The sequence below is a fragment of the Lewinellaceae bacterium genome (genome assembly GCA_020636105.1).
In the GTDB taxonomy this organism is placed as follows: Bacteria; Bacteroidota; Bacteroidia; order Chitinophagales; family Saprospiraceae; genus BCD1.
Genome location: JACJYL010000001.1, coordinates 1,021,803 through 1,035,321, shown reverse-complemented (window position 1 = coordinate 1,035,321; position 13,519 = coordinate 1,021,803). Strand labels below are relative to the sequence as shown.

Below are 13,519 nucleotides of genomic sequence, written 5' to 3'. Positions count from 1 at the left end.
CTGGGTAAAATATCATCAAGAACCCAGGCCTTATTGAAATTGATTTAATAACCGCCGAATTGAAACTAGGTGCAGAGCACCAAAATCTTTGTTGCCAAAGAAAGGAAAAGGAGATTCAAGGTGCAGAGCACCGCAACCTAAATCTCCAAACATCAAAAAAATGTTGTGGTGCTCTGCACCTATTATAAAATTCGGCGGTTAAATGTCTAAAACCAATAGGCCTTACCAATAAACGACGATAAGAAAGGGCTGAAAGCCCTGAAGCTTTGTTTTTGGCATTTTCCAGGCAACAATTATTTTTGTTACGCGGTACTAAATCACAACGCAAACTCCGCCCACAAAGGATAATGATCCGACATCATCCAGGACAATTGCAGTTTGGATAGATTTCTGCTCTTCAGCACCTGGCCGAGGAAATCGTAACTCCCGCCCTGCAGAAAATCTGAGGAAAGTTTGGGTTGATTGTCGCTGCCTTCAAACCAGGCGATCTGATCGTAATATTTCGTTTCGTCAAAAATGGATCGGGTAACGGTTTCATTTTGAAGCGCAGCCGGCACATGAAGTCCTTCCGATAAAAAAGTTTCGTTGAGCAGGTCACCGCGGGCATCGATATTGAAATCACCCAGGGCAATAAGGTTTTGGTGGTAAGCATTAACGTCTTTGGCCCAATTGGCGATCCATTTGGCGATGGATTTTAATTCACCTATACGTTCAGCGGCTTTTTTTCCGTATTTAACATGAAGGGTAACCAGGATAAATGTTTTGGTAACAGATTGAAAACCAACCGCATAAGGAGTTCTTACAAATTGTTCCTGGAAGGCATCTTCCCCGATTTTTCCCATCCATTCCTTGGGAACCACCAACTCTGAAGCCAGCCCGGATAATTTCACCCTTCGGGTATCAAAAATGTACGCCATCCGCTCATCATTGCCGGCATTTCCCCGGTTCACATCGGTAAGAATAAAGCTCCAGTTGTTTCCAAGAATTTTCATTGTATCCCGAAAGGCCCGAATATTGGATTTTACTTCCTGGATGGCGACCACATCAAAGCGGGATAAAATTTCAGCAATGCACATTACCGACTGGAGATCACGACGCGGGCTGTCCTTTTCCGTGGATTCCCATTCCCTGGTCAGATCGCCGAATGCCCTGATGTTCCAGGTGGCAATGAGCAGGTTACGGTCCAGTTTTTTGGCAGGTATTTTTTTGTCAAGATCTGCTTTTAATTCAGTAAGTTCTATCTGTATGTTTTCAGGAAGAGTATCAAATATGGTAGGCATTGGTGGTGTTTTTTTGGTTTATAATAAACAAACGATAAAAGTAACGGGAAGTTGACCATAAAGTCAAGTAAAGGGCAAAATTTGAATGAAATGGTTATTTTTTCAGAGCCAGGGCTGCAGCTTCCACCACTTGTTTTGAGTTGCCGACAAATATATCGCCGTCGATGAGTAAAACCGGCCGTTTCAGAAAAGAGTATTCTTCGAGGATGTACTTTTTATAATCGGCCTCGGTGAGCACTTTTTCATGTAAACCCAGGGGACGGAATTGCCTGGAACGTTTGCTGAAAAGGGCTTCGTAAGAACCTGCCCGCGCAGCCATTGTGTCGAGTTGTTCCGGAGTAATCTTATCGAATTTAATGTCCTGCATTTCAAAATCATCGCCGATTCCCAGTTCTTCGATAATCCTTTTACAGGTAGAACAGGTGGAGAGGTAGTATATCTTTTTCATAAAAACGAGTAGCGGGTTACTGGTTACTGGATTCTTGTTTTAAAAACATAAATGTAACGAATAAGCAAAATTCTTTTGATGGAAAATCGAAATTATTCGGCTTTATTTTTAAACTTGTATCGATAACTCAAATTTTTCTATCTCAACCAGCACCAGTAACCAGCAACCAGTAACAAGTAACAAGTAACCAGCAACAAGTAATGTCATTGCCTAAAATAGCTTGACCAAAAAAGTCAACTAAACATGGCAAACAAAAATAACAAAAAGTTTCAAAAACAACCAAATAGCAATAGGACTTTCAGTGAATCCTTTAAAAGGAGCAAAGTTAAAGACCTGGTTTCAAGACGAATAAAGGTACGAGATATATGTGAGCTATATGAAGTATCACGAACAAGTGTATATAAATGGATATATTTGTATTCTGACAGTACAAAAGAAGTAAAGACAGTAGTACAAATGGAAAGTGAAGCACAAAAGACGAAAATATTAATGCAACGATTGTCCGAATATGAACGCATAATCGGACAAAAACAGATGACAATAGATCTCTTGGAGAAGGGGTACGAGTTTGCGAGTGAAGATCTGGGTTATGATGTAAAAAAAAAGTACGTACTCCAACCCTGGAATGGTTCCGAAAACACCCTGACGAACACGGATATAAAATGAAGACATTATACAGTTTATCGGGGATCAGCAAACAAGGGCATATGGATGCCCTGAAACGGGAACGAGAGCAATTATTAAAAGCTCCCCTTTACATAGGTTTTATTGAGGAGATTAGGGAGATGCATCCGGGGATGGGCCTGCGCAAGATATATGAACAGTTCGAACCAGAAGGCATTGGACGGGATGCTTTTATAATATTAGGTTTACGCGAAGGCTATCGTTTACGGGCCTTAGAAAGTCCCTATAAGACTACTTACAGCGATAAGGGAAGTCAATATGGTAATGTACTGATAGGAAAGAGGTTTACAAATGTCAACCAATTATGGGTTAGTGACCTTTTTTATTTTCCATTAGGGGGACAGCATTATTACGTTGTATTAATAATGGATGTTTATTCTCGACGGATCATAGGATATTCGGTTTCTGACAATATGCGGTCAGAGAATAATATTGCTGCATTAACAATGGCACTCAACCTCAGAGGCATTGATGATTATAATAATGAGTTGATTCATCATTCTGACAGAGGTTCGCAATATACGAGTACTGATTATACGAACTTACTTAAATCCTATGGCATAAGGATCAGTATGTGTACTAACGTACTTGAAAATGCACATTGCGAGCGGGCAAATGGAACCATAAAAAATGAATACCTCAAAAGGTGGAGTATCCAAAATTTTGGACAGTTAAAGAAACGAGTAGCCATGGCTGTTGAAAACTACAACAACCGTTTACACAATTCTTTAAAGATGACACCAATGGTTTATGAAACATATATCAAAGACCTAAAGGAAAAAGAAAGACCCGAAATGGAAGTCTTTACAATAAACAAAATGTTAGATAATCCAATGCAACTTGAATTACAATTTGATTTATAATTAATTAAAATTGGTCAAGCTATTTTAGGCATTGACATAACAAGAACCAGTAACCAGCAACCAGCAACCAGTAACCAATATGTCCACCCTAGCCATCATTCCCGCCAGATATGCCTCCACCCGTTACCCGGGTAAACCCCTCGTGGATATTGCCGGAAAGAGCATGATTCAAAGGGTTTATGACCAGGTGAGCCGTGCCATCCTGGTTGACCGGGTGATCGTGGCCACAGATGATAGTCGTATTTTCGATCATGTAAAATCCTTCGGGGGAGACGTAATGATGACCTCGGAGAACCATGTCAGCGGAACAGACCGATGTGCGGAAGTAGCCAGGGCATTCCCTGATTTTGAGGTGGTGATCAACGTGCAGGGGGATGAACCTTTTTTGTCGCCTGATGATGTGGACAGGGTAGTGGAACCATTAACCAATGATTCGGGGTTGTCCATTTCAACCCTTTCTACTCCGGTGAAAACGACACAAACCCTTTTTGACCCCAATGCCGTCAAAGTAGTTCGTAAACAATCCGGTGAAGCCTTGTATTTTAGCCGACAAGCCATTCCTTTTATGCGCAACGTTCCACAAAGTGACTGGCTCACTCACCAGCAATATCTCAAACACCTGGGTATTTACGGTTTTCGGAGCCAGACTTTGATGATGTTGAGTAGCCTCAAACCCTCGAGCCTCGAAAAAGCAGAGTCACTTGAACAATTGAGATGGCTGGAAGCCGGTTTTTCCATATTTGTGGGCATAACCGAAAACGACAGCATTGGGATAGATACACCCGAAGATCTGCAACGACTGATGAAACGGCAACTCCTGTTTGATAAAGAGTAATTGGCTATTGTTCGGTTTTATCGTTAAAATCTCTTTGCTGATCCAATTTTTTCTTTCTTTTTCCTATTTTTAAATTGATTTGTGGCCGAGAGATAAATTTCCGCTATGCTGTATGTAGAATATTTACCCAAAAGTACCCTCTCCAGACACGTTGAATGTTTCTGGGAACTGGATTTTGCGCCCGATGACCTCAGGGGGCAGTTTGAGATGTTGTCTCCTGACTGCACCTATGACATCATTTTTTCAACCGAAAATTTATCGTTCCGTCCCATTAATGCTTCAACCTGGCAAAAGATTCCTACCGGAGCCGCTTTTATGGGACAACGAACCAGCAGTATTCAGTATAAGGTGACCCGGCCGGTTAAAATATTCGGCATTCGTTTTAAACCCTTTGCCTTTTGGAATCTCATTCCTTTTCCGCTTTACAAACTGAATGACAAGGCTTTTTCACTTACCGACATCTTCGAAATCACTCCGCTCTGCAACCAGTTGATTAAGCGTATCTTGTCCGGATCGGAGGTGCAGGCTAAAATGGAATTATCGGAACAATTGATGTTGAATATTTCAAAAGACAACCTTATTGTCGATCCCATGCTACGCGACCAGGTCAATTATATCCTTGAAAGAAAAGGCATACTTCGGGTCAATGAAATGTACAGTGAATTTGGGATCAGCAAGGTAGGTTTGCGTAACAATTTTATCAATAAAATCGGGCTCACTCCAAAAAAGGTTTCACAGATATGGAGACTGAACTATTTTCTTTATTTGCAACAAAACACTTCCTGTCAAAATCTAACCCAACTGGGATTGGATGCCGGCTTTTACGACCAGGCTCATTTTATCAAGGAATTTAAATCGTTCTTCCATTGTAGCCCTTTGCATTTTTTCAAAAATGAACACCATTTGTTGAAAATTTCCCAGGAAACCATTTCCAAAAGGCTTTTTAATGTCTATGATCCGGTGAATTGATCCTGCTTTTTTTTCATAGATATCTTCCTGCTTAACTTTTTTACAATTTTTGGAGTTCCTTCTGAACTAACTTTGCATGGTTGCAGGAAACTGCTGATCCAAATTTTGTTTTTTGATTAAAAGTGAAGCATTGGATTGCATAAATATTTAACCTGATTTTCTGATGTTTTATAATTTTAAATACTTCGATTTAATGTTTCACTTTTTAATTTCACAAACTTTATGAAGAAATCACCCGCTCTTATTTTGATCTTATTCCTTTCCTCATTCACGGCTTACGTTAATGCTCAGGAAATTCCAATTGATGCCGCATTCAGGAAATCTTCCATTGAAACGCTCAATCAGCTGATGAATGATTTTTACGTTTTTCCCGAGGTGGCCCAGAAAACCGGGGATCATTTAAATAAATTACTGGAGACCGGTTATTTTGACGCTTTTAAAGATACAGAATCCTTTGCAAAGGCTCTGACGGAACAAGTCCAGTCGATCAATAAGGATAAACACATGCGCGTTCGTTCTCGTCCGCCGGGGAATGCTCCCGTAAATACCATCGATCGACTGTTTGAGGAGCATCTGGATTATAAGATGCGATCTCGAAGTAATAATTTGGGTTTCCAGGAAGCCAAAAAACTTCCCGGCAATATCGGATACCTGGATTTGAGAGGGTTTGCCAATGTCTATGAGGCCGGCCCAATGGCTGACCATTATATGAAACTCTTGTCCTCTTCAGATGCCATTATCATTGATTTACGCAAAAATGGAGGAGGAGACCCCGGCATGGTTCAGTACCTCTGCAGTTATTTCTTTGATAAAAAGGTCCATTTAAACAGCCTTTACTGGCGTCAGGGAGACCGTACGGACGAATTCTGGACGTTGGATTCCGTTAATGGGGACCAATTGCCGGACATTCCATTATTTGTCCTGACCAGTAATTACACGTTTTCGGGAGCTGAAGAATTTTCCTACAATATGCAGACCCAAAAAAGGGCTACGCTTGTCGGAGAAACCACAGGTGGCGGTGCCAATCCCGGGGGAACACGTCGCATCAACGAATATTTAAGTGTCTTTATCCCGATGGGAAGAGCCATCAATCCGATAACGGGAACCAACTGGGAAGGCGTTGGAGTAGTGCCAGAAATTCAGACCACGGCGGAAGAAGCATTTGACAAAGGGGTTGAACTGGCCACAGCCGCCGCTGAAGCTTATCGGGATCGTAAAAAGCAGGAGTATAAGGATATTTTCAAAAAAGTCCAGGCCAATCTGGAGGGGTTTTCCAATGCAAAAACGGAACCAGAAAGGGAAAAATATCAAATGCGTGTTTTCGAAAGCCTGAAATTGTCTGTAGCTGCCGGGTTATTTGATGAAGGCGACATCAATATTATGGGATACAACTTTTTAAACGATTATGAAAAACCGAACCATGCGGAGGCCATCTTCAAAACCAACACGATGTTGTTTCCCGAGTCGGCCAACGTATTTGACAGTTATGGAGAAGCGCTTGCTGCTGTGGGCAAACTGGATGAATCCCTTGCGAGTTACCGGAAAGCCGTTGAGCTAGGAGAGAAGAATAATGATCCCCAACTGGAGGTTTTCCGGGAGAACCTCAAAAATGTGCAGGAAAAATTAAAACCATAAAAATGTAAACCCTTTTAACGAGACCCTTAGTAATTTCGGTTTTCCGGTGTTTCCCTGTAATTGAAACTGCCATTAGAAATCACCTGACAATAGAGACCAGGCAGTTCAAACCGGAAAAACGCCTAAAACACTTAATTGGCCCGTTGGGGAAGCATCGCTGCTCCAACGGGTTTGTTTTTTACGGATCTGCTTTGGATCTGGGCTCAATATCTTTTGCGCGAGCAAAAATCTTGCCTACATTTGCCAGTAAAAATAACAACGTGGCATTAATAAAATCAATTTCGGGCATCAGGGGAACCATAGGGGGCAAAGCAGGAGAGAATCTCACCCCACAGGATATCGTGGAGTGTACGGCTGCTTTTGGAACCTGGCTCCTGGGAAAAGGGGCTGCGCCCAAAATAATCATTGGCCGGGATGCGCGTATTTCCGGGCCGTTGGTGAGTAACCTGGTTACCCAAACCTTGTTGAGCCTTGGGATTGATGTGGTGGACCTGGGACTTTCTACCACGCCTACCGTGGAAATGGCCGTGCCTGCCCTTGAGGCCGGTGCCGGCATCATCCTCACCGCCAGCCATAATCCCAGGCAATGGAATGCCCTGAAACTGCTCAATGCTAAGGGAGAGTTTATTTCCGCCGCTGACGGGGAAGCCTTTTTGAGCCTCATCGATGGAGGAGGGATTGACTATGCTACAGTGGATGAGCTGGGAAGTTACGTGGCCAGACAGGATATGATCGATTACCATATCAACCGAATTCTTGATCTGGATACAGTAGATGTCAGCCTGGTAAGAGAAAAAAAATTTAAGGTGGTGGTTGATTGTATCAATTCTTCCGGGGCCATTGCCATGCCTCCTTTACTGGAAAAACTGGGTTGTGAATACCTCCTGATCAACGCTACCCCGGACGGGAACTTTGCCCACAATCCAGAGCCTTTGCCTCAGCACCTTACAGACCTGGCGGAAACGGTCCTAAAAGAAAAGGCAGACATGGGTATCGCTGTGGATCCAGATGTAGATCGCCTCGTTTTTGTCAACGAAGATGGGAGTCCCTTTGGCGAAGAATATACGCTGGTGGCAGTGGCTGATTATATTTTAAAGCATAAAAAAGGCAATACGGTTTCCAACCTGTCTTCTTCTCGGGCCCTACGCGATGTGACTCAAAAACATGGCGGAAGTTATTTTGCCGCAGCAGTCGGGGAAGTCAATGTGGTAGAAAAAATGAAAGCCGAAAATGCTGTGATCGGAGGTGAAGGCAATGGAGGGATTATCCTGCCGGAATTGCATTACGGACGCGATGCATTGGTGGGGGTTGCTATTTTGCTGACTTACCTGGCGAAAACAGGACAAAAGATGACGGAGCTTCGGTCAGGTTATCCTTCTTATTTTATGACCAAAGACAAGGTCGACCTCGATCCTTCCCTGGACATGGAGGCATTGTTGCAGCAAATGCACGACAGGTACAAAAGCGAAGATTGCAATACTATTGATGGACTTAAGATTGATTTTGCTGAAAGTTGGGTGCACTTGCGTAAATCCAATACGGAACCCATTATCCGTATTTATGCGGAAGCGAAAAATGAAGCTCTGGCTGTCGAGCTTGTCGCAAAGATAAAGGCAGATTTTGAAGAAATGAGCGGCCTGGGTGCCAGATAATTGGTTATGTCTATTTTTTAATTCATTTCATAGAGATTTCTGGCATCTCCGAAGTCACAGGATTACATTGAACGTATATTTTTTATCATTTAAAACTTATACAAACTAAAATGGCTTCAGAAAACGCAGTATTAATGAGTCAGGCGCGCCAATCCCTTCAAGGAAAGTGGGGACTCGCCATCGGTACTTTTATTGTTTATTTTTTAATCGTCGGAGCCTCGAACGGCATTCCCTTTCTGGGCAACGTGGGATCATTGATTCTTGGAGGCCCGATGGCGGTGGGGATGGCCATCTTTTCCCTGCACCTGGGAAGGAACCAGGAGGCAAAACTGGAACAAATCTTTGAAGGGTTTAAAAATTTCGGGAATGCTCTGGGAGCCTACATTCTAATGGTGATTTTCATATTCCTTTGGACGCTCTTACTAGTTGTCCCCGGAATCATAGCTGCCATTTCCTATTCGCAGACTTTTTATATTATTGCCGAAGACAGTTCAATAGGACCAATGGATGCTTTGAGAAAAAGCCGGGAAATGATGGATGGCTATAAATGGAAATACTTTGAAATGGGGCTGGTGTTTTTTGGACTGTCCTTGTTATGTATTCTGACACTGGGGATAGGATTTTTGTGGTTGATCCCTTACGCAAACGTGAGTTATGCCAACTTTTACGATGACATCAAAGGAGAATTTTCCCTGGATGTTAATATGATCGATGAAGATATTCTAGATAATGACCTTGTTTAGAAAAAGGGTTAAAAATATATAAAACATTAGGCTTCCCCTGTGGTTGATCCTTCTTCGAGGGCCCACAGGGGATTTTTTTTTTGTTTAAATGACCGACAAACGCGGGATTCATTTTTTCCCCGGGGATTCCATTTCATTATTGCTTTACTTTTCCTTTTCTTTGCATTAAATTGGATCATTCAGAAAATTGAAAAGCTTAAGGCCATGCAGTCAGCTAAAGTAAAACCTAAGGGTAAGTTAGAAACTTACTTTGAGCCATACCGTAAAAACGTGATTGGTTATGATCAGATTTTTGAGACCCCTTTTGGTCAAAAAAGAATTTTGTATGCCGATTGGACCGCAAGCGGCCGGCTGTATAGCCCGGTAGAGAAATTGCTGACGGAAGAGATCGGGCCATTCGTTGGCAATACCCATACGGAGACTACAGTGACCGGTTCGAGCATGACGATGGCTTATCACCATGCCAAAAAATACATCAAAAAACATGTAGGCGCCTGGGAAAGCGATGTCATCATTTCCTCCAATTCCGGGATGACCGGCGTGGTGAATAAATTTCAACGCATATTAGGGTTAAAAGTGCATGAGCGCTTTAGAAAAGGGGTGAATCTGCCTGAAGAAAAACGCCCCGTGGTATTTGTCAGTCACATGGAGCATCATTCCAACCAGACTTCCTGGCTGGAAACCATTGGGGACGTGGTCGTCATTCCTGCCAATAAGGAAGGGCTGATGGAACTGGAAAACCTGGAAGCCTTACTCAAACAGTATGAAGACAGGAAATCTAAAATCGCTGCTATAACGAGTTGCTCGAATGTTACTGGAATCATTACCCCTTACCACGATGTAGCTGAACTGATGCATCGGTACGGAGGGTTATGTTTCGTGGATTTTGCCTGTTCGGCGCCTTACATTGAAATTGAGATGCGTCCTGAAAATAAAGCCAGGCACCTGGATGCCATTTATTTTTCACCCCATAAATTCCTTGGGGGACCCGGCAGTACAGGCATTTTAATTTTTGACCCTAAATTATATAAAAACAAAATTCCCGATAATCCCGGGGGAGGTACCGTTGACTGGACCAATCCGTGGGGCGAACACAAATACATCGACGAGATCGAAAACCGGGAAGACGGGGGTACCCCGGCATTTCTTCAAACCATGAAGGTGGCCCTTGCCATGCAGCTCAAAGAGGAAATGGGCATTGATAAAATGCTGGAAAGAGAAGAAGAAATACTGGAAAAGATTTGGCACCGCCTTGATCAGTTGCCCAATTTGCATGTTCTCGCCAATAATGTGCGGGATCGTCTTGGCGTAATTTCTTTCTATATTGACAATCTGCATTTTAACCTGGGGGTAAAACTGCTCAATGATCATTTTGGAATCCAGGTCAGGGGCGGATGTTCCTGTGCCGGGACTTATGGCCATTATCTTTTGGAAGTCACTCAGGAATTCTCCAAACAAATTACCGAACAAATAGGCATGGGTAATCTTTCCGGAAAACCCGGTTGGATTAGAATGTCTATTCATCCCACCATGACTGACGCAGAGGTGGATTACCTGCTTGATGGCCTTGAAGGGCTTTGTAAAAATCATGAAGAATGGTCCAAATCCTACGAATATAACCTGCATACCAACGAGTTTACCTTTATAGGAAATGATAACCGGGAGGAAAAACTCGTGAAGGGGTGGTTTGACAGAAAATTACATTAATCTTGTTACTCGTTACTCGTTACTCGTTACTTGTTTCTGGTTACCTTTGCTCGTTCATTGGCAACCAGCACCGATCAACCAGTAACCAGCAACCAGATCATCTGTCATTGCCTAAAATAGCTTGACCAAAAAAGTCAACTAAACATGGCAAACAAAAATAACAAAAAGTTTCAAAAACAACCAAATAGCAATAGGACTTTCAGTGAATCCTTTAAAAGGAGCAAAGTTAAAGACCTGGTTTCAAGACGAATAAAGGTACGAGATATATGTGAGCTATATGAAGTATCACGAACAAGTGTATATAAATGGATATATTTGTATTCTGACAGTACAAAAGAAGTAAAGACAGTAGTACAAATGGAAAGTGAAGCACAAAAGACGAAAATATTAATGCAACGATTGTCCGAATATGAACGCATAATCGGACAAAAACAGATGACAATAGATCTCTTGGAGAAGGGGTACGAGTTTGCGAGTGAAGATCTGGGTTATGATGTAAAAAAAAAGTACGTACTCCAACCCTGGAATGGTTCCGAAAACACCCTGACGAACACGGATATAAAATGAAGACATTATACAGTTTATCGGGGATCAGCAAACAAGGGCATATGGATGCCCTGAAACGGGAACGAGAGCAATTATTAAAAGCTCCCCTTTACATAGGTTTTATTGAGGAGATTAGGGAGATGCATCCGGGGATGGGCCTGCGCAAGATATATGAACAGTTCGAACCAGAAGGCATTGGACGGGATGCTTTTATAATATTAGGTTTACGCGAAGGCTATCGTTTACGGGCCTTAGAAAGTCCCTATAAGACTACTTACAGCGATAAGGGAAGTCAATATGGTAATGTACTGATAGGAAAGAGGTTTACAAATGTCAACCAATTATGGGTTAGTGACCTTTTTTATTTTCCATTAGGGGGACAGCATTATTACGTTGTATTAATAATGGATGTTTATTCTCGACGGATCATAGGATATTCGGTTTCTGACAATATGCGGTCAGAGAATAATATTGCTGCATTAACAATGGCACTCAACCTCAGAGGCATTGATGATTATAATAATGAGTTGATTCATCATTCTGACAGAGGTTCGCAATATACGAGTACTGATTATACGAACTTACTTAAATCCTATGGCATAAGGATCAGTATGTGTACTAACGTACTTGAAAATGCACATTGCGAGCGGGCAAATGGAACCATAAAAAATGAATACCTCAAAAGGTGGAGTATCCAAAATTTTGGACAGTTAAAGAAACGAGTAGCCATGGCTGTTGAAAACTACAACAACCGTTTACACAATTCTTTAAAGATGACACCAATGGTTTATGAAACATATATCAAAGACCTAAAGGAAAAAGAAAGACCCGAAATGGAAGTCTTTACAATAAACAAAATGTTAGATAATCCAATGCAACTTGAATTACAATTTGATTTATAATTAACTAAAATTGGTCAAGCTATTTTAGGCATTGACAATCCAGTAACCAGTAACCAGTAACCAGCAACCAGCAACCAGATCATCCAGTAACCAGTAACCAGTAATCAGCAAAATGTCCCGAATATACTTTGATAACGCAGCGACTACTCCCATAGACGAGGAAGTCCAAAAGGTGATGATCGATGCCATGAGAGAGATTTATGGCAACCCTTCCTCCATTCACGCAGAAGGACGCAAGGCACGCTCAGCCATTGAACAGGCACGAAAAAAGGTAGCCCATTACCTTGGAGCTTCCATTGGAGAAATATTTTTCACCTCCGGAGGGTCGGAATCGAATAATATGGTTTTGAAAGGAGCCGTTCGCGATCTTGGGGTTAAAAGGATCATTAGTACGCCTGTCGAACACCATTGCAATCTGCACAGCTTTGACAGCATCGGGCGTGATACGGATGCGGAGATCGTTATGCTCGGGATCGATGAATGGGGGTTGCCCGACCTGGAGGAACTCAAACGAATTTTGCCTTTAAGCGATAAAAAGACCCTGGTATCTTTCATGCATTCCAATAATGAAACGGGAAGTATGATCAACTTACAGGAGGTGGCCGGCATTTGCAACGAAGCAGGTGCGCTTTTTCATTCCGACACCGTTCAGACCATCGGATATTTTCCCTTTGACCTTTCTTCGGCCAACATTGCGTTCATTAGCGGCTCGGCTCATAAATTTTATGGTCCCAAGGGGGTAGGATTTGTTTACATCAATAATGATAATATCATCAAGCCTTTGATCGACGGAGGGGGGCAGGAACGTAATATGCGTGCAGGAACAGAAAGTATTCACAATATTCTTGGCCTCGCTAAAGCCATGGAACTGGCTTATGAAAATATGGAAGCAAGGAAACAACATGTGGAAACGCTCCGGGCTTACCTTAAGTCCCGGCTGGAGGAATTGCCTGATGTCCAATTTAACAGCCCTGGAAATGGACATTACAAGGTGCTCAGTGCTTCCTTTCCACCCGGCCCCAAATCGGACCTGCTGCTGCTTAATCTGGATATTGAAGGCATCAGCGTCTCCGGGGGAAGTGCCTGCACTTCAGGAGTGGATGTAGGTTCCCACGTTATGCAGGCCATTCATGGCGACTCCCTTAGAAAAACAATCCGCTTTTCTTTCTCTCATCACAATACCCGGGAAGAAGTGGATATTGTGGTGGAAAAGTTGAAACAAATTTTAGAACTTTAATCGTTGAAAACCATAAAA

General features: G+C 42.5%; 13 protein-coding genes. 11 read left to right on the top strand and 2 right to left on the bottom strand.

Translation table 11 applies throughout. The features are described 5' to 3' along the window. Nucleotides 1–317 precede the first annotated feature (317 nt). Both H6571_03725 and H6571_03720 read right to left on the bottom strand, forming a co-directional pair. The gene (locus H6571_03725) at nucleotides 318–1,280 is read right to left on the bottom strand and encodes an endonuclease/exonuclease/phosphatase family protein (GenBank protein ID MCB9322830.1); all 963 of its coding nucleotides are present in this window, start codon (nucleotides 1,278–1,280) and stop codon (nucleotides 318–320) included. A gap of 94 nt (nucleotides 1,281–1,374) precedes the next feature. Continuing rightward, nucleotides 1,375–1,728: a hypothetical protein gene (locus tag H6571_03720; protein MCB9322829.1), complete on the bottom strand. Its 354-nt coding sequence runs from the start codon at nucleotides 1,726–1,728 to the stop codon at nucleotides 1,375–1,377. A gap of 243 nt (nucleotides 1,729–1,971) precedes the next feature. On the opposite strand from H6571_03720, the gene H6571_03715 reads away from it, so the two are divergent. From H6571_03715 to H6571_03665, 11 genes are all read left to right on the top strand, one after another. Then, on the top strand, nucleotides 1,972–2,394 hold the full coding sequence (locus H6571_03715; GenBank protein MCB9322828.1) for a transposase: 423 nt from the start codon (nucleotides 1,972–1,974) through the stop codon (nucleotides 2,392–2,394). Further along, nucleotides 2,391–3,275 (top strand): DDE-type integrase/transposase/recombinase, encoded by an 885-nt coding sequence (locus tag H6571_03710; GenBank protein ID MCB9322827.1) that lies wholly within the window; start codon nucleotides 2,391–2,393, stop codon nucleotides 3,273–3,275. Before H6571_03715 ends, H6571_03710 begins: the two co-directional genes overlap by 4 nt. Before the next feature lie 79 nt (nucleotides 3,276–3,354). Next, complete coding sequence (gene kdsB / locus H6571_03705) at nucleotides 3,355–4,110, top strand: 3-deoxy-manno-octulosonate cytidylyltransferase (protein MCB9322826.1); 756 nt, start codon at nucleotides 3,355–3,357, stop codon at nucleotides 4,108–4,110. 105 nt (nucleotides 4,111–4,215) lie between these two features. Next, nucleotides 4,216–5,079, top strand: a complete 864-nt coding sequence (locus H6571_03700) for an AraC family transcriptional regulator (GenBank protein ID MCB9322825.1) — start codon at nucleotides 4,216–4,218, stop codon at nucleotides 5,077–5,079. Nucleotides 5,080–5,301: 222 nt separating this feature from the next. Next, on the top strand, nucleotides 5,302–6,714 hold the full coding sequence (locus H6571_03695; protein MCB9322824.1) for a hypothetical protein: 1,413 nt from the start codon (nucleotides 5,302–5,304) through the stop codon (nucleotides 6,712–6,714). 260 nt (nucleotides 6,715–6,974) lie between these two features. Then, entirely contained in the window at nucleotides 6,975–8,366 is a 1,392-nt protein-coding gene (gene glmM / locus H6571_03690; GenBank protein MCB9322823.1) for a phosphoglucosamine mutase, read from the top strand. Nucleotides 8,367–8,476: 110 nt separating this feature from the next. After that, on the top strand, nucleotides 8,477–9,109 hold the full coding sequence (locus H6571_03685) for a DUF975 family protein (protein ID MCB9322822.1): 633 nt from the start codon (nucleotides 8,477–8,479) through the stop codon (nucleotides 9,107–9,109). Between the two features lie 204 nt (nucleotides 9,110–9,313). Further along, nucleotides 9,314–10,816, top strand: coding sequence for an aminotransferase class V-fold PLP-dependent enzyme (locus H6571_03680; GenBank protein ID MCB9322821.1), 1,503 nt, complete (start codon nucleotides 9,314–9,316; stop codon nucleotides 10,814–10,816). 144 nt (nucleotides 10,817–10,960) lie between these two features. Beyond that, nucleotides 10,961–11,383, top strand: a complete 423-nt coding sequence (locus tag H6571_03675; protein ID MCB9322820.1) for a transposase — start codon at nucleotides 10,961–10,963, stop codon at nucleotides 11,381–11,383. Further along, nucleotides 11,380–12,264: a DDE-type integrase/transposase/recombinase gene (locus H6571_03670; protein MCB9322819.1), complete on the top strand. Its 885-nt coding sequence runs from the start codon at nucleotides 11,380–11,382 to the stop codon at nucleotides 12,262–12,264. Before H6571_03675 ends, H6571_03670 begins: the two co-directional genes overlap by 4 nt. A 112-nt stretch (nucleotides 12,265–12,376) precedes the next feature. Next, on the top strand, nucleotides 12,377–13,501 hold the full coding sequence (locus tag H6571_03665; GenBank protein ID MCB9322818.1) for a cysteine desulfurase: 1,125 nt from the start codon (nucleotides 12,377–12,379) through the stop codon (nucleotides 13,499–13,501). Nucleotides 13,502–13,519 lie beyond the last annotated feature (18 nt).